This window comes from Citricoccus nitrophenolicus (assembly GCF_047305825.1).
In the GTDB taxonomy this organism is placed as follows: domain Bacteria; phylum Actinomycetota; class Actinomycetes; order Actinomycetales; family Micrococcaceae; genus Citricoccus; species Citricoccus nitrophenolicus.
In genome coordinates this window covers 1,815,786-1,832,775 of sequence record NZ_CP063070.1, presented here as the reverse complement: position 1 = coordinate 1,832,775, position 16,990 = coordinate 1,815,786, and the positions used below count along the sequence as shown (strand labels likewise).

12 protein-coding genes, 5 pseudogenes and 1 riboswitch are annotated in these 16,990 nt (G+C 65.6%); of the genes and pseudogenes, 7 read left to right on the top strand and 10 right to left on the bottom strand.

The window, feature by feature from the left end:
• Position 1 precedes the first annotated feature (1 nt).
• Positions 2-110: riboswitch (TPP riboswitch) on the top strand.
• Complete coding sequence (gene thiC / locus IMT31_RS08385) at positions 108-1,838, top strand: phosphomethylpyrimidine synthase ThiC (RefSeq protein WP_413542428.1); 1,731 nt, start codon at positions 108-110, stop codon at positions 1,836-1,838. Its footprint overlaps the riboswitch before it by 3 nt.
• Positions 1,839-2,015: 177 nt before the next feature.
• Here the strand turns inward: thiC and IMT31_RS08380 are convergent, their stop codons facing one another.
• The 3 genes from IMT31_RS08380 to IMT31_RS08370 form a co-directional block, all read right to left on the bottom strand.
• The gene (locus IMT31_RS08380) at positions 2,016-2,630 is read right to left on the bottom strand and encodes a recombinase family protein (RefSeq protein ID WP_413542427.1); all 615 of its coding nucleotides are present in this window, start codon (positions 2,628-2,630) and stop codon (positions 2,016-2,018) included.
• A 521-nt stretch (positions 2,631-3,151) separates the two neighbouring features.
• Positions 3,152-3,280: a hypothetical protein gene (locus IMT31_RS08375; RefSeq protein WP_413542426.1), complete on the bottom strand. Its 129-nt coding sequence runs from the start codon at positions 3,278-3,280 to the stop codon at positions 3,152-3,154.
• 155 nt (positions 3,281-3,435) lie between these two features.
• A complete protein-coding gene (locus tag IMT31_RS08370; RefSeq protein ID WP_413542425.1) occupies positions 3,436-4,206 on the bottom strand; it encodes an IclR family transcriptional regulator in 771 nt (256 codons plus the stop codon).
• Positions 4,207-4,400: 194 nt separating this feature from the next.
• On the opposite strand from IMT31_RS08370, the gene IMT31_RS08365 reads away from it, so the two are divergent.
• Together IMT31_RS08365 and IMT31_RS08360 are read left to right on the top strand one after the other, a co-directional pair.
• A complete protein-coding gene (locus IMT31_RS08365; RefSeq protein WP_413542424.1) occupies positions 4,401-5,222 on the top strand; it encodes an Asp/Glu racemase in 822 nt (273 codons plus the stop codon).
• A 12-nt stretch (positions 5,223-5,234) separates the two neighbouring features.
• Positions 5,235-6,638, top strand: coding sequence for an SLC13 family permease (locus IMT31_RS08360; RefSeq protein ID WP_413542423.1), 1,404 nt, complete (start codon positions 5,235-5,237; stop codon positions 6,636-6,638).
• A gap of 60 nt (positions 6,639-6,698) precedes the next feature.
• Here the strand turns inward: IMT31_RS08360 and IMT31_RS08355 are convergent, their stop codons facing one another.
• The gene (locus IMT31_RS08355) at positions 6,699-7,331 is read right to left on the bottom strand and encodes a flavin reductase family protein (RefSeq protein WP_413542422.1); all 633 of its coding nucleotides are present in this window, start codon (positions 7,329-7,331) and stop codon (positions 6,699-6,701) included.
• Positions 7,332-7,583: 252 nt separating this feature from the next.
• On the opposite strand from IMT31_RS08355, the pseudogene IMT31_RS08350 reads away from it, so the two are divergent.
• Positions 7,584-8,626: pseudogene (locus IMT31_RS08350) on the top strand (PDDEXK nuclease domain-containing protein).
• Between the two features lie 186 nt (positions 8,627-8,812).
• Here the strand turns inward: IMT31_RS08350 and IMT31_RS08345 are convergent.
• Together IMT31_RS08345 and IMT31_RS08340 are read right to left on the bottom strand one after the other, a co-directional pair.
• Positions 8,813-10,381 (bottom strand): integrase core domain-containing protein, encoded by a 1,569-nt coding sequence (locus IMT31_RS08345; RefSeq protein ID WP_413542421.1) that lies wholly within the window; start codon positions 10,379-10,381, stop codon positions 8,813-8,815.
• Between the two features lie 612 nt (positions 10,382-10,993).
• Positions 10,994-11,305, bottom strand: coding sequence for a putative quinol monooxygenase (locus IMT31_RS08340; RefSeq protein WP_003941073.1), 312 nt, complete (start codon positions 11,303-11,305; stop codon positions 10,994-10,996).
• A gap of 107 nt (positions 11,306-11,412) precedes the next feature.
• Here IMT31_RS08340 and IMT31_RS08335 point away from each other — a divergent pair, with 107 nt between their 5' ends.
• Positions 11,413-12,354 (top strand): GlxA family transcriptional regulator, encoded by a 942-nt coding sequence (locus tag IMT31_RS08335; RefSeq protein ID WP_413542420.1) that lies wholly within the window; start codon positions 11,413-11,415, stop codon positions 12,352-12,354.
• 496 nt (positions 12,355-12,850) lie between these two features.
• Here IMT31_RS08335 and IMT31_RS08330 read toward each other — a convergent pair.
• A pseudogene (locus tag IMT31_RS08330) lies at positions 12,851-12,958 on the bottom strand (restriction endonuclease); the annotation flags it as partial.
• Between the two features lie 33 nt (positions 12,959-12,991).
• Positions 12,992-13,795, bottom strand: a pseudogene (locus tag IMT31_RS08325) (IS3 family transposase); the annotation flags it as partial.
• A gap of 96 nt (positions 13,796-13,891) precedes the next feature.
• Here IMT31_RS08325 and IMT31_RS08320 point away from each other — a divergent pair.
• Positions 13,892-15,265, top strand: a pseudogene (locus IMT31_RS08320) (ISL3 family transposase).
• 7 nt (positions 15,266-15,272) lie between these two features.
• Here IMT31_RS08320 and IMT31_RS08315 read toward each other — a convergent pair.
• A pseudogene (locus IMT31_RS08315) lies at positions 15,273-15,395 on the bottom strand (IS3 family transposase); the annotation flags it as partial.
• Between the two features lie 249 nt (positions 15,396-15,644).
• Here IMT31_RS08315 and IMT31_RS08310 point away from each other — a divergent pair.
• Positions 15,645-16,691: an IS110 family transposase gene (locus tag IMT31_RS08310; RefSeq protein ID WP_083843325.1), complete on the top strand. Its 1,047-nt coding sequence runs from the start codon at positions 15,645-15,647 to the stop codon at positions 16,689-16,691.
• On the opposite strand, the gene IMT31_RS08305 is transcribed toward IMT31_RS08310, so the two are convergent.
• Positions 16,661-16,873: a hypothetical protein gene (locus IMT31_RS08305; RefSeq protein ID WP_413542419.1), complete on the bottom strand. Its 213-nt coding sequence runs from the start codon at positions 16,871-16,873 to the stop codon at positions 16,661-16,663. The genes IMT31_RS08310 and IMT31_RS08305 overlap by 31 nt on opposite strands.
• Positions 16,874-16,990 lie beyond the last annotated feature (117 nt).

The following is a 16,990-nucleotide window of genomic DNA, read 5'->3' as shown; positions in this document are numbered from 1 at the left end:
TTTTTATCCACACGGGTGCCCTATGCAGGGGCTGAGATCGGACTTATGCCGTCCGCGACCGTTGAACCTGTCCGGGTCATGCCGGCGAAGGAAGTAGGAAACCAGTTATGAGCTCCATGAATTCACATTTGCTCGCGTATGCTCGCGACCCGGAACACGGCATTAGCGTCCCTGTCACGGAGATCGCATTGGAGGACTCTCCGAACGGGGTGAAGAATCCACCGTTTACGGCGTATCGGACGGCCGGGCCCGGAAGTGATCCTGTGGTCGGCCTGGAGCCGTTCCGGTCCGGATGGATAGAGTCCCGGGGTGACACCGAGGCTTACGGCGGGCGGGAACGGAACCTGCTTGACGACGGTAAGTCCGCCGTGCGCCGGGGCGCGGCGTCCGCGGAGTGGAAGGGCGCGCAGCCGGTGCCCCGCCGCGCCCTCGACGGCAAGACCGTAACGCAGATGCACTACGCCCGTCAGGGCATCATCACCCCCGAGATGCGGTTCGTGGCAGTGCGGGAAAACTGTGACGTCGAGCTGGTGCGCAGCGAAGTGGCCGCTGGCCGGGCCATCATCCCGAACAACATCAACCACCCCGAATCCGAGCCGATGATTATCGGCAAGGCCTTCCTGGTGAAAATCAACGCCAACATTGGCAACTCTGCCGTGACAAGTTCCATTGCCGAGGAAGTGGACAAGCTGCAGTGGGCGGCCCAGTGGGGCGCCGACACCGTGATGGACCTTTCCACCGGGGATGACATCCACACCACCCGTGAATGGATCATTCGCAACTCGCCTGTCCCGATCGGGACCGTGCCGATCTACCAGGCGCTGGAGAAGGTTAACGGCGAGGCCAATGACCTGACCTGGGAGATTTACCGGGATACAGTGATCGAGCAGTGCGAGCAGGGGGTGGATTACATGACCGTCCACGCCGGGGTGCTGCTGCGCTATGTGCCGTTGACGGCGAACCGAGTGACCGGCATCGTGTCCCGCGGCGGGTCCATCATGGCCGGCTGGTGCCTGGCCCACCACAAGGAGAGCTTCCTCTACACTCACTTCGATGAGCTCTGTGAGATCTTCGCCAAGTACGACGTCGCCTTCTCGCTGGGCGACGGGCTGCGCCCGGGATCAATCGCTGATGCCAACGACGCCGCCCAGTTCGCCGAACTGGACACCCTGGCCGAACTGACCAAGCGCGCCTGGAAGTACGACGTGCAGGTCATGGTCGAAGGCCCCGGGCACATCCCCTTCCACCTCGTCCGCGAAAACGTCGAACGCCAGCAGGAGCTCTGCGACGGCGCTCCCTTCTACACCCTCGGCCCGCTGGTGACCGACATTGCGCCCGGCTACGACCACATCACCTCGGCCATCGGCGCCACCGAGATCGCCCGCTACGGCACCGCCATGCTCTGCTACGTCACGCCCAAGGAACACCTCGGGCTGCCGAACAAGGACGACGTGAAGACCGGAGTCATCACCTACAAGATCGCCGCCCACGCGGCAGATCTCGCCAAAGGCCACCCCGGAGCCCAAGAACGCGATGATGCCCTGTCCAAGGCACGCTTCGAGTTCCGCTGGCGCGACCAGTTCGCCCTCTCCCTGGACCCGGCCACGGCCGAGTCCTTCCACGACGAGACCCTGCCCGCCGAGCCGGCCAAGACCGCGCACTTCTGCTCCATGTGCGGACCAAAGTTCTGCTCCATGCGGCTCTCCCAGGACATCCGCGACCAGTTCGGGGGCATGTCCGAACAGGAAGCCATCGCAGGAATGGAGGCCAAGTCCACCGAATTCCGCGAATCCGGCGGGAAGGTCTACCTGCCGGAACCGGTCCTGCCCCGCAGCTAGGAGCCGGTCAGGGCCGGCCCTTCAGGGCCGGTCCTGACCCGTCCCTGGGCTTAGGAGACCTGTTCGATAGCGCCGTTGGAGCCACCGCCCGTTCGGTCCAGGGGCGCCGCAGGTTCACCGTGTGCGGAAACGTCTGGCCGGCTGAATCGCACGACGTCTTCCGCCACCGAAGAGCATCTAGTGTCCAGTGAGCAGCTTTTCCCCGTCGGAGCGCAGTTCCCCGGTGGGTGAGACGTGGCGGTAGAGGGTCTGGCGGGTGATACCCAGTTCCTTGCACAGCGCGCTGACGTTCGTGTCTTTCCTGCCCATCGAGGCCATCGCCAGGCGGATCTTGGCCGGGGTCATCTTGTAGGGCCGGCCGCCCTTGCGGCCCCTGGCCCGGGCCGAGGCCAGGCCGGCCTTGGTGCGTTCGGAGATCAGCTCGCGTTCGAACTCGGCCAGGGCGGCGAAGATCCCGAACACCAACTTGCCCGAGGCGGTGGTGGTGTCGATCGCCGCGCCCTGACCGGTGAGTACCTTCAGGCCCACGCCCCGCTCGGTGAGGTCATGGACGATGTTGACCAGGTGGCGCAGGTCCCGCCCGAGCCGGTCCAGCTTCCACACCAGCAGCGTGTCCCCGTCCCGCAGCGCCTTCAGGCAGGCTGCGAGGTGGGGGCGCTCGTCGGTCTTGCCGGAAGCCTTGTCCTCGTACAGGGCCTTCGGCTTCACGCCGGCTTCGAGGAGGGCATCGCGTTGCAGGTCGGTGGTCTGGGATCCGTCAGCTTTCGACACTCGCATGTACCCGACGAGCACCCTGCACCTCCGCTGTCATTTATTCGATCGTTTACGTGACAGAAGGTCCGCACAGTCCGAAGTTCAAGGAAGCTGTCACATAACCCGTCATCTATTCTACGTCTCGCAGAGGGAGACGTGGCCGATCAATGTGACAGGGAAACTCAGAGGTGCTGTGCTCGTTCCATTCGCCTTGGAATTGGTGGATGGCCTTTGCTGCTCCCGCCTCCCTTTCGAGAACAGGACTAAGCACGCGGTTAGCGCACAGGACTATTGAGCAGGTGAAGTTCAGAAGTGGACAGCACTACCCGCAAGATCACTGGCCTGGGCGTGCCGTCGGGTTCTGAAAGTGACACCCCGAGGGCGTGTAAGAGGGTATACGCGCCCTTACACATCCGTTCATGCCCGGCCCTCGTTGGCGCCACGTAGTCATTGCTGGTGACCACCTTGGTTTCCGAGGAGGACCACCATTGATGTCCGAGGGCCGCAGAAGGGTTATTCGATCGGTGTCTTCATGATTGTTCAGCTGCCCGGGCCCTGGATCAGCGGTCGAGTCCGAGCTCTTTTATGACCGCGGTGACGCGGGTGCGTTGTCCTGCATCCAGTCCTTGAAGGGGCAACGGCAGGCAGGACGGGCGCGACAGGCCGAGTAGTTCAGCAATGGTGGCCATGACCCTGATGCTCCCGCCGCACTGACACCGGACGCCAAGGACATCCTCAAAAGCCTCAGCCAGTCAGGGCACTAATTTTGAGCCAAGTCGGGTCTTACTCATCTACAGGGATTCGTGCTCACATCCGGGGAGGTGCCACAGCCTCTCCGGGTGACTCAGGGGACGTGTCCTAGGGCATTGCTAGCTTCGGCGGCTGCCTGTGCCACTGCCGTACCCAGTCCGGGTACGCGATCAGGACCGACTCGCTGCGTAGGGAAGCCCAGCCCCAACACTCCGGCCAGCCGGCCTGCGTGGTCGAAGACCGGGGCGCTGATGGATCCGACGTCCTCGTGGCGTTCGCCGAACGCCGCATAGTAGCCCTGATCGTGAGCCGCGGCCGCCTGTGCTTGAAGCGTATTCAGGCTGTCGGGGGTGGCCGGGGCGAACTTGGTCAGTGGTGCGCCCTGGAGGGCGTCCCACGCCTCGGGGTCGTAGGCCAGGAAAATCTTGCCTGGAGCGCCGGCGTGGATGGGCATTACTTGGCCGACCATGAAGGGCCGCATGACTACGTGGCGGGTCTCGGCGACGGCCACCACGGTGCGGAACGCCCCGTCCCGAATGTAGAAGCAGGCCGTCTCTCCGGTATCGTCGCGCAACTCTTGCAAGATCGGCCGTACGAGTCGTACAAAGTCGAGGCCCACGGTGCCCGGGGTGGCCCACCGGACGAGGCCGATCCCGATCCTGTACCGGTCACCGTCGCGGTCCAAGAACCCCTCACGCACCATGTTTTGGGCCAGCCGCTGGCATGTGCTGGCGGGAAGCCCTGTCTTCTGGATGAGCTGTTGCAGGGACGGCTCGGGCTCCTCGACCGAGAAGCAGTCGAGGATTCTTGCCACCTTGTGCAGCACCAGGATGGGTGCCGCTCCCGCGGACTGTTTCGTTGACACTGTGCCTTCCTTGCCGCTGGGCCGTATCGATAAGCGCCCCCAGCCTAGCCACTGCGGTTCGCCGGCGATCTCGCCCGAAGACGACTGGCCAAAAAATGTGACCTGGTTGACACTCCTATTCTGACACCCACATACTGGTTTGGCATCCCACAAAGTGGGTAACTATCTCTTCGCATCGATTCAATGGAGTATCTGTGAGCCTTTCTGACACCACCTCCGAGATCGCCCCCGAGCCCAAGGCTCCCCGCACCACCAGAGTGGGTCTGATCGTTCCCAGTTCCAACACCACGATGGAGACCGAGCTCCCCGAGCTCTTCCGCCGCCAGTCCGAGGCCACCGGGCAGCGGTACACCTTCCACTCCGCCAGGGCGGGCCTGAAGCAGGTCAACCGCGAAGAGTTGCTGGCCATGGTCGGCAAGGCCGGTGACTGCGCTCGAGCGGTGTCCGATGCCGACGTCGACGTGATTGCCTACGCCTGTCTGGTGGCTGTGATGGCCCAGGGCCCTAACGCTCACACCGGTTCCGAGGAGGTCATTGCCACCGCGGCGCGGGAGAACGGCCACCCCGCCGAGGTCACCAGCAGCGCGGGCGCGCTGGTGCGCACCCTTCAGGAAATGGGTGCACGGAAGATCGCCATGGTGGCGCCCTACATGTTGCCGTTGACCCAGATGGTGCGCGAGTACATCGAAGGAGCCGGCATCGAGGTGCTCGACGCCATCAGCCTTGAGGTCGACGACAACCTGGCTGTCGGCGCTCTGGATCCGCATAAGCTGCCCGAGATCGCCCAGGACCTTAAGCGCGAGGGGGCCGACGCCATTATCCTCTCTGCCTGCGTGCAGATGCCGTCCCTGCCCGCCGTTCAGACGGTCGAGGACGAACTGGGTCTGCCGGTGATCACTGCGGCCACGGCAACTACCTACGAGATCCTCAAGGCACTGGGTCATGCCCCGTCGATCACCGGCGCCGGCGGCTTGCTGTCCGGGGCCTACACCGCGGCCACTGCCGGCCGCGAATAAGCAGGGGGAACCATGTCCTTGTCACTCATCGCTTTCCTGGTATTGATCGCAGCCTTCGCCCTGGGGTCCTTCACACGCGTCAACGCCGGCCTGGCAGCCGCGGTCGCGGCCTTCGTCGTGGGCACCCTGGTCGCGGGCATGCCGATCGCGGACGTCATCGCCCAGTTCCCCTCCGGTCTGTTCTTCATCCTGGTCGGGGCCACCCTGCTGTTCGGCATCGTGCGGGTGACCGGCACCATTGACCTGATGGCCTACTGGGCCGAGCGGTTGGCTGGGCAGCGCAGGCTCCTGGTGCCGGTGCTGATGTTCCTCCTTACCGCGGTCCTGGCCTCGGCCGGTGCGTTCACACCGGCGGCCATCGCCATCGTGGCTCCTGTGGCCCTGGCCCTGGGCGCCCGGTTCGGCATCAGCGCCCTGGCCATGGGCCTGGTCATCGTCCAGGGCGCCAACGCCGGGGCGTTCTCCCCGGTCAATCCTTTCGGCGTGCTGGCCAACGTGATGCTCGACGAGGCGGGGGCGGGCGCCCAGGACACGCTGAAGCTCTACATCTACTGCTTCATCTTCAATGCGATCCTGGCTGTGATCGCCTACGCCGTCGTCCAGGCGATCATGAACCGGCGCAACGGCCGGGCCAACGGCTCGGTCCCGGTCCCAGGCCCTGCAGGAGGTGCCAGCACTGCCGCGCGCATTGCCGATACCGCGCGGAACAATCCAGAGGAGGAAGTTGAAGCTGCCGGCTCTCAGACCGGTGTTCTGACCGCAGCACCCCGCACGAAGGCATCTCCGACACCGCCCGTGGAGGGGCCCGTCAAGGTGGACGTGACCCCCATGCGCCTCCTGACTCTGGCCGGGCTGGCGGCCCTGCTGGTGCTCACCACTGCCTTCGGCCTGGATGTCGGGGTCGCCTCCCTGATCATCGCCCTGGTGCTCATCTGTGTGAAGCCGGCGGTGCAGAAGCCGGCCGTGGAGGGCATGCCGTGGTCGGCGATCCTTCTGGTCACCGGCATCGTCACCTACGTGGGGATGCTGGAAGCCATGGGGGCGCTGGAGGAGCTGCAGGCCGGCATCGCCAGCCTGGGCAACAGCTCCGTGGCCGCACTGATCACCAGCTACGTGGTGGGCATCGTCTCAGCCTTCGCCTCCACCACCGGCACCCTCGGGGTGATCAGCCCGATCGTCACCCCGATCGCCGCAGACCCGCTGCTGAGCCCGATCGGCGTCATCACCGCCATCGCCATCAGCTCCTCGGTGGTGGACGTCAGCCCGATGTCCACCAGTGGAGCGCTACTCATGGCCAGCGCCCAGCCCAAAGATGAGCGACTCTTCTTCCGGGCCTTGTTACTGTGGGCGATCGCCATGATCGGCGTCGTGCCGCTGCTGGTCTGGTTCCTGTTCGTGCAACTGGGAATCGGCTAGTCCGTTCACGCAAACAAGGGGCGTCCGGGAAGATCTCGGGCGCCCCTCATCGTCACGAGCTCAGGAACCCTGGCCACCCCTGCGTTTGAAATGGCCCGGCCAGTCCACGGCCCGAATCCTGCGGATTTCTCGGATGGGGCCAGTAGTGCCCCACTCGTTGCGGCCCAGCCTGGCCAGCGGCTCCAACAGGTCCATCTGCGGATGGGAGCCGTCCAGCACCTCGGCCGAAACCGTGGCATAACGGACCTCTCCGAACACTAGAGTACAGTCTCCCATCGGCAGCGTCCGGTGGAGCCGGCACTCCAGCGCCACCGGTGATTCCTTGACCCTCGGGGGACGCACCATGACACTCGATTCCCGAGTCAGACCCACTGCGTCGAACTCACTGACCTCAGCCGGGAAGTCGGTGCCGGTCGCGTTGACCTTCTCGAACAGCCAAGCCGGGGTGAGATTTACGACGAACTCCCCTTGCGCCTGAATGTTGCGTAAAGAATCCTTCTCCCCAACCGAGGTGAACTGGACGATTGGAGGACTCACGGACGCGACCGTGTAGAAGGAATGCGGAGCAAGGTTGTCCACGCCCGTCCCGGACGTGCTAGATACCCAGGCAATCGGCCTTGGGACCACCACCGCCGTCAACAACCGATAGAAGTCGCGCGACGACATCTCACTGGGATCGAAATCTGCTCGCATGATGTGCCCTACATTCTCTGTACAGTCCATATCCTGTGCCGCCCTTCTTTGGCGTTCTTCCTAGAACTGTACGACGACCGACTGGATGAATCTGAGCCGATAGGGACGGTCACCGGCGCTAGACGAACCAGCTGTCTCCCACACCGACTCGACCAGAAGGCCCTGCTATACAGCACTCTGCCCCTGCCCGGCTCAGGCACCCTCCTGCTGGGTCACCACTGATAGTCCACGCGTTGCAATAGGATTCGGGCCGTGAGCAAACCCGCTGAACTCGCCCTGCCCGATGACTACCCAGTCTTCTTGGGGGAATTGAAGGAGCATGTCCGGGGCGCTCGGTTGCAGACTCTGCGTCGGGTCAACACGGGCCTGCTCTGGCTCTACTGGAGAATCGGGCGAGACATCCTGGCCCGGCAGCAACACCAGGGCTGGGGTAGCGGTGTCATCGGTCGACTGGCCCAGGACCTGCGCGCCGAGTTCCCCCAGATGACGGGTTTTTCCCGCAGCAACCTGTTCTACATGCGGGCCTTCGCTGCGGCATGGCCGGACTGGGACCCAAATGTCCCACAGCCTGTGGGACATTTGCCGTGGGGCCACGTCCGGGTCCTACTGGACAAGCTCGACACCGCGCCGGCGCGGGACCGATATGCCGCTGCGGCCGTGGAGCACGGATGGTCCCGCAACGTGCTGATGAACATGATCATGAACAGGTCCCTGGAGCGTTCCGGCACCGCCCCGTCGAACTTCGGCACCCATCTGGCGGCCCCGGATTCGGAGTTGGCGCAGCAGGTCGCCAAGGACCCGTATTCCTTCGAGTTCCTGGGCCTGTCCGGGGCTGTCGCCGAGCGGGACCTGGAACAGCCCTGATGGACCGGATCACCGAGACGTTGAGGGAGTTGGGGCACGGCTTCGCGTTCGTGGGGCGTCAGGTGCACCTCGAGGTGGATGGGGACGACTTTTACATCGACCTGTTGTTCTTCCACGTCGAGCAGCTGCGTTACTTCGTCATCGAGCTCAAGACCGGCAAGTTCCAACCGGAGTATGCCGGCAAGTTGAACTTCTACGTCGCGTTGGTTGATGACCGGCTCAAACGCGAGGCTCACGCGCCAACGGTGGGGATACTGATTTGCGGCAGCAAGAATGACCACACAGTCCGATACGCGCTGGGCCGGTCGACGTCACCGCTGGCGGTCTCCGCCTACACCTACGACCAGCTGCCGGCGGCCGACCGGAGCCTGGTCCCGGCCGAGGACCAGCTCACCGCCGCCCTGGACACCCTGCCCGACGAGGGATCCTAGGCGCCGAGGTCGAGGAACTCCGGGGGCGTTGTTGCGGACGTTTCCGACTGCGGAAGCCGCCTCGTCGAAGGTCTGGGACGCGCTTTCATGGCTCTTCCCAGATGAGGGTGTAGGTCGGCCGGGCGTGTGATGTCTCGGGACATCGTGCACAGTCATGTCTCAACACATCGTGGACGTTCGGGTGTCTCAGGACTTCGTGGACTTGCCGCTCCAGTTGGGGCCGTGCCAGCCGCGGATCGCAGTCGGTTTGTCGTAGGTTGCGATTGTCGTTCCGTCGTCAGCGGTGAGCGTCACCGTGGTCGCGGTCCAGGCGATGGTGATCTCCTCGCCCTTGCGGTGGTAGCCGGCGTAGAACTTGTTCGCGAGAACGCCGACGTAGCCGCCTCGAGAGATGATCCGGCGGGTTGCGCCTACCGTCGCAACGGATGGGGTTGTCGAAGCCTCGCGCATCTTGGTCCCGGTCGGCGTGCGGGGGCCGTAATACCAGCCGGACTCCGTCGGGCGCGGGTAGGTGACCAGGTGTTCGCCGTTGTCGTCGAAGAACTCGACGACCGACTCGTTCCAGATCACGTGGACGATCTCGCCGGCCCTGGCGGTCGATATATAGAAGCAGCATTTGAGGACCTTGGCCTGCCCGTTGCCGCGCACTTTCACGTCCGTAGTGCCTTCGGCAGCGTGCAGCGCGAGGCGGGTTCGACTCGGGGTGACCGGTACGGTCGTAGGCGCCATTGCGGCGGAGGAGGCGGGCCCTGGCGTGAAGTAGCCGGTCTGGGCCGAGACAGCTGACGGCGGGATCGTGGGCATGCGCGGCTCGGGCATCGGCGGCGGGGCGATCTCTGCGGCAGCCCACACCTCGTTGGGCGTCTTGCCGTCCAGGGCTTGGTGGACACGCTCGTTGTTGTAGTACGCGTCGAACTCGTCGACCAACACTTGGAGGGCTTCGATCGTCTTGGCCGGAGTGCGAGCATTGAGCCACTTCTGCAGCGTCTGATGGAACCGCTCGTTCTTGCCCTGGGTCGTCGGCCGGCCTGGTTTTCCGGTGATCGGCTTGACGCTCAGGTCCTGCAGGTACTCCACGAGCTTGCCGGTGAAGCCCCGGCGGGTCGGGTTGAACGCGAGCCCGTTGTCCGAGAGCAGCCGCTGCGGCACGCCCCAGCGACGAACCGCGGTCGAGACCACCTGCAGGGCCGCCTTGGCGGTCTCGCCCTCAGCCACGAGCGTCGCCACCGCCTTATGCGTGTTGTCGTCGATGACCTGATGGATCGCGACCGCGGTCCCGTCTGCCAGGGACCAGGCGAACGCGTCGATCTGCCAGCAGCAGTTCGGCGCTGGATACACGAACCGCCGGTTGGCCGCCCGCGGGCGCTTTCGCGGCTCTGGCTTCGAGACCCCCGCTGCGGCGAACGCCCTGGCGAGCGTCGCCCTCGACGGTGGTTCCAATCCCTGGCGCTTCATCCTCGCGACGACCGACAACGGGCCAGCGTCCAAGCCCTGCCCTTCGAGCCAAGCCCGCACGGCCAGGGCGTGCTCGATCACGTCAGGGCCGGTACGCCGCGGGCTCTTCAGCGGCCGTCGTGACCCCGGTTCGGTTGCCCCGACCGGGCCCTGCTCCACCGCCTGCCGGCGGATCTTGTAGAACACCGAGCGGCTGATGCCCTGCCGCTCACAGAATCGGGACACCTCACCCCGATCAGCGTTCTCGGGCCAGTTCGCAATCGCCCAGCGCACATCCGCAGGCACAGTGTTCGAATCCATGCCCGAAGACAACACGACGCCGAACTGTCCACGATGTCATGAGACACACTGTGCACGATGTGCTGAGACAGAAGCGTCCACGATGTCCCGAGACTTCACACGCCCGGCCGACCTACACCGTCATCTGAGAAGACCCCTGAAACGTCTTCGCCGACGACGGGGCCGGCGAGGAGGAGGGCGCGGTGAGCTAAAAGAATGGAGCTTGCTCGGCTTCGACGCCGCCGCAAGCTCCGGTGAAACGCTCGGTACTGGTCGGTCGTCGTCGGTCACCACCGGATGGCGGCGTCCTCCACGCTCGGCGTTTGCGCAGGTCAGCGGCTCGTTCGCCCAGTGGGCGCATCAAGCGATAGACGCAAAGCCGACGTGATTAGGTCGTCCGTTCGATTCCGACAGGCGGTTCGGTTCTGGTGGTCGCGCGATGCGCTGGCCTCACGGCTCTGCCAGACACCGACGTCGCTCTCCTCTGCGACGGACCCCTCGCCGGCTGAGCGCTCGCGGCCGGCATCCTGTCCGTGTGCCGATAGGCCTCGCACCGCTCGGCAACGCAGCGTGGCGTTGCCGAGCGACCTGGCGACGGCTCGGCGGGGCGCGATCGTCTCGTGCGTTGGCGGACTACGGGAGCTTGGACGCGAGGACGTCGGCCGCCAGGATCTCGGGTGCTGCGCCGAGGAGGTGCTGGTTGGCCATCAGGGCTGCGACGATGGCGCCGTTGGCGTGGGCGTCGCGAGCGGCCTCGTCGGGGAATGCATCGAAGATCCAGAAGGTGTCGGCGTGGGTCCTGACCGCGAACCAGACAATCGTTCCTACTTCTTCGTTGGCGAGTGCGACAGCGCCGGCGAGCAGATCGGCGAGCGCGTCGTGCTGTCCATCGGCCGCGACGATCTTGGCGACGAAGGCATACGGAAGTGATGCGGGTGTGGACATGAGGGACTCTCCTTGACGTCGGGGTTCTTCGTGGGACGAGTTCAGCGTATGACGAGCGAGGGCCGATGGGAAGTGGCGTATACGGCAGTATTGCTATTGTTTACGTCATGCGTATCGGACTGATCGCGATCGACGGCTGCTTCGGTTCGGCTATCGCGTCGATCATCGACATCGTGCGGGTGGCCGACGGAGCCCGCGGAGATGTCGACCCGCGGATCGACCCGATCGAACTCGCCATCCTCGGACCGAAACGGCGAGTGACCACGACGGCATCGATGACCCTGTCGGTGGACCACCCGCTGTCGGAGTCCGCAGAGTTCGACGTGGTCGTCGTCCCTGCGCTTGGAACCCTTACGGCCGCCGCTACCAACGACGTCCTCCAGAGCCGAGATGCTCGTTCGGTCATCGCCTCGCTCGGGCGCCTCGACGAGGCGACCACCCGGATCGCCGCGGCGTGCACCGGCGTGTTCGCTGTCGCCGAGACCGGACGGATGCATCATCGGCGGGCGACGACCAGCTGGTTCCTGGGGCCGGAGTTCCTGAAGCGCTATCCGACCGTCGCCCTCGATCTCGACACCATGGTCGTGGTCGACGGGAACCTCGTCACCGCCGGCGCCGCGTTCGCCCACATCGACCTCGCGCTCTCACTCGTGCGATCGATCAGCCCCGACCTGGCCCAACATGTCGCCAAGCTCCTCATCATCGACGAGCGTCCGTCGCAGGCGGCTTTCGTCGCCTACGAACATCTCCGGCACGAGGACCCGATCGTCGTCGAGTTCGAACGCTTCGTGCGCGCCCGCCTGGACGAACCGTTCAACGTCGCCTCCGTCGCGCAGTCGCTCGGCACCAGCCGGCGCACCCTCGAACGACGAGTCCGTGCGGCGCTCAACCTCACTCCGCTCGGCTTCGTCCAACGGCTTCGCATCGAACGAGCTCGGCACCTCTCAGCAACCACGGACCTCACCTCCGCCGAGATCGCGCTACGGGTCGGCTACGCGAACGCCGAGACTCTGCGCTCCCTCCTGCGCAGGGAGCGACGCCGTTCCTGACCTATCGCCATGCCTGTAGCCGGTGTCCTAGCGCTCGACTGGAACCACCTCTCAGCACGTCGCGTCGACGCTACTGCGTCGCCCCTGGACGACCCACTCGACACGCCCGCAGCACAGGCCATGTGACGTGCCCCGGCTTCCCGGACGGTCGGGGTCGGGTGGCTGTGATGTGTCGCTGCGTTCTCGTCGAGGGGGTCAGCAGACTCGATCAGGGTCGACTGGGATGAGACGCGAAGGCGGTCAGGTCAAGGGGGCCGAAGCCGGCCGGCGGGGTAGCGTCCGGCACGTCGAGGTCTTTCGGACGGATGGCGTAGGAACCTCCATCGTCGGGAGACCTCGACGTCTACCTGCGGACCGACGCGCCCGGCCGACCTACACCCTCATCTGGGAAGAGCCCTTTTGATGAAGGCTTCGAGGTCGTCAGTCGGGTCCACCTGTGACATGCCGTCATCATAATGTTGACGGAGTCATCCGGGTAGGGGGTGACTGCGGTGGACTATTCGAAGAAGTCCTCGTCGATCTCCACGATCTGGACCGTGCGCTTGACCTGGACGCCGACGCCGTAGTGGATCAAGAGGCGGGTGAGGCGCTCGCCGTCCACGAGGGGGACTGCTGCACCGATAGGTGACAGGGTGGGTCAGGCTGCCTGAGCGGCAGCTGTGGTCATGATGGTCTCGTATTCGATGGGGGTCAATCGGCCCAGGGCTGCTTGCCGGCGGCGGCGGTGGTAGGTCCGCTCGATCCAGGTGATGATCGCGAGCCTCAGTTCCTGGCGGGTGGCCCAGGGACGGCGGTCCAGGACGTTCTTCTGCAGGAGCGCGAAGAAGCTCTCCATCGCGGCGTTGTCCCCGGCCGCGCCGACCCGGCCCATGGACCCGACCATGGCGTGGCGGTGCAGGGCGCGCACGAATTTCCGGGACCGAAATTGAGACCCCCGGTCCGTGTGGACCACGCAGCCGGCCACGTCACCACGGCGGGCGACGGCGTTGTTGAGCGCCGCGACCGCGAGCCGGGACTTCATCCGGTCGCTGATGGAGTAGCCCACGATCCAGTTGGAGTACACGTCCTTGATCGCGCAGAGGTAGAGCTTGCCCTGACCGGTGCGGTGTTCGGTGATGTCGGACAGCCACAACTCGTTCGGCCCCTGGGCAGTGAACCGGTGACGGGTCATGCCGTGCTCGTCGAGGTAGGCGCACAGGTCGTCGTGGACCGGCGGACCGGGCTTGGTGCCGTTCTTGCCGCGTTTCTTGCCGAACGCAGGCCACCAGCCGTTGGTTGAGCAGATCCGCCAGGCGGTGCGCTCGGCCATCGGTTCACCGGCGTCGCGGGCCTCCTCGACCAGGTAGCGGTAGCCGAACTCCCGGTCGTCGGTGTGGGCATCGAACAGGGCGTTGGCGCGGTAGGCCTGTGCCAGTTCCGCCTCGGTAACCGGCTCTTCCCGGTTGAGCGTGGGGGTGTCGTGAGTCAAGGGGCTCGTGCCCTTGCTTGAGGATGGATTTTGCGAAGAATCTGCCCTCGATCACGAAGGACACGAGCCATGTCCCAGACTACGCACGACCGCTTGTCCCCGCGCGCCCACGCCACCGCCGAACCGGCTGTCCGCCTGGCAGCGTCGGTGGTGTTCAACCTCGCCGACTACACCGTCCACGACGCCGTCGACCTGCCGTTGGGCGGACGTCGGGTCGTGGTGGCCGCCGATGCCACCGAGGATGCCTGCCCGGGGTGCGGGGTGCTCTCCTGGCGGGTGCATCAGCGGGTCCGTCAGTCGGTGAAGGACATCCCCGTCGGCGGCACCTGCCTCGAGGTGATCGTCGTCAAGCCGCGCTTCGTGTGCGCCGAGACTGCTTGCCCACGAAGGACGTTCACCCAGGCCACGGAGCAGTTGCCGGCCCGGGCCCGGTGCACCACACGGCTGAAAGAAGCGGTCGTGGCGGCCGTGTTGGACTCCGGGCGGGCCACCGCCGAGGTCGCCGCTGACCACGGGGTCGCCTGGGGCACCGTGAACACCGCGGTCCTGGACCAGACCCTCGAGCTGCCCACGGTGGACCAGGTGCCGGTGCGGGCCCTGGGGATCGATGAGCACCGGTTCGCCACCGCGAAGTGGTTCAAGAACCCCGACACCGCGGTGTGGTGCCGGGTCGAGCCCTGGATGAGCACCTTCGTGGACGCGAACACCGGCCACGTCCTCGGCGTCGTTGACGGCCGGTCCTCCCGCAACGTCACCGCCTGGCTGCGGGCCCGCTCTCAGGCGTGGCTGGACCGGTTGGAGGTGGTGGCGATCGATCCCTCGGCCACCTTCCGCAACGCGATCCGCCAGGTGCTGCCCGCGGTGGACATCAGCGTCGACCACTTCCACCTGGTCAAGCTCGGAAACCAGATGCTCACCGACGTACGCCAACGCGCAATCCGCGAGGTGCTGGGACGGCGGGGCCGGAAACAGGACGCCGTGTGGGCGCACCGGATGCTGCTACTGAGGGCCGGGGACCGCCTCACCGAGGCCGGACTCCACTGACTCGGGGACGTCCTCGACGAGCCCGCCTATGAGCAGGTCGCCGCGGCCTGGGCGGTCAAGGAACACCTCCGGCAGATCCTGAACGCCCCGAGCATCGCCAAGGCCCAGAACGCCAGGATCGACTTCGAGCTGGTCGTCGCCGCCGCCGACCTGCCAGAAGCCGACAGGCTCTCGCTGACGGTGGCGAACTGGTGGGTGGAGATCAAGGTGTTCATCCGCACCCGGGTCACCAATGCCCGGACCGAGGCCGCGAACACGGCCATCAAGCAGATCAAACGCACCGGGCGTGGCTACCGCAACCAGACCAACTACCAGTCACGTATCCTGGGACGGAGCTTCCGGCGGACACGCCGACGCTCCCAAATCCACCCTCGAGCAGGACACCACGCTCAAGCGTGAAGAGCCCGGTAACCGGGGTGGCGAGCCAGCGGTAGTAGGGCTGGCGGGCGAGCTTCAGGACCCGACACGTCACCGTGACGGGCACCCCGTCGGCGGCGAGCTCCTTCACGAGCGGGTAGAGCTGTAATGGCTTCTGGCGGGCCTGTGGCCGGCTGAGAGGCTGAGCCGTAGTTCGGTCGTGTGACTCCGGGTAGAACCGACCCGCCCGGTGGCGGTGTCTTTAAAAGGACGTGTCCGCGGTCGAACTACGGCTCGGTCTGTCCGCGCAGATGCCTTGATCAGAAGCCTGTCCGCCCCCACGGCGTGACTCATTACAGAAGTGTCTCTGAGCGACCCCGGGCCAGCCCGCCGCAGTGCTGATACCCCGAAGGAGCTCACTATGCCTGTAGTCGCCGAACACTTCGAACACGTTGTCGGCATCGACACCCATGCCCGCTCTCACACCTACTGCATCGTCGAAACGCGCACCGGTGTCGTCGTCGACACCGGCACGTTCCCGACCAGCAGCGCGGGGCTCGACCGCGCGATCAGCTGGATCGGGCGACGATCGCGAGGAACGACAGTGCTGGCCGCCGTCGAGGGAACCTCCTCCTACGGTGCCGGCATCACCGCAGCCCTGACCGCCACCGGTATCGAGGTGGCCGAGATCCGGCCACTGTCGCGACCGTCGCGTGCCCGAACGGGCAAGTCGGATCCCATCGATGCCGAGGCCGCGGCGCGGGTGGTGATCGGCGAAGACCTGCGCCGCCTCGCTCAACCGCGCCGCACCGGAGATCGAGCAGCCCTGCGGGTACTGCTTGCGGCTCGCTCCCTCCTGGACCAGCAGCGCACCGCCAACCGGAACGCACTCACCGCGCTGCTACGCAGCACGAACCTGGCCGTCGACGCCCGCAAACCGCTCACAGACACCCAGGTCGCAGCCATTGCCGGATGGCGGACCGGACGCGACGATGCCACCACGCGGGTGTTCCGGGAAGAAGCGCGCCGGCTCGCCAAGACCGTTGTCGAGCAAACTCGTCTCCTTCAAGACAATCACCGCCACCTCGCCCAGCTCACCGAAGCTCTCGCACCCGGCCTGCAGACCATTCCCGGAGTCGGAGCAGTCACCGGCGCGATTCTCGTCACCGCGTACTCCCACCACGGCCGCGTGCGATCTGAAGCCGCTTTCGCGTCCCTTGGAGGAATAGCACCGTTGCCAGCATCGTCGGGAAACACCACCCGCCATCGGCTCTCCCGATCCGGCGACCGCCAACTCAACCGCGCAGTCGACGTCGTCGTCCGAACCCGCATGAGCTACGACCAACCCACCCGCAACTATGTGACACGCCGACGCTCCGAAGGCCTCTCGAAACGGGAGATCAGGCGCTGCCTCAAACGCTACGTCTGCCGCTCCCTCTACCGGGAGCTACGCAGGCGAATGGCTTGACTCCCGGCATAGAAGCGTCCTTTTGACGGCAGGTTGGCCTGCGACAGGTAGGCCGCGGCGCGGCGCAGCACCTCGTTCTCCTGCTCCAGCAACCGGATGCGCTTCTTGGCCTCGCGCAGTTCCGCGTTCTCTGCGGCGGTCGTTCCGGACTTCGAGCCGTTCTCGATGTCGGCCCGGCGCATCCAGTTACGCAGGCAGGACTCGGCGATGCCGAAGTCGGAAGCGATCTACTTGATGGTCTGGCCAGGTTCACGGTTGCGGGCGACGTTCACGACGTCGTCGCGGAACTCCTGCGGATG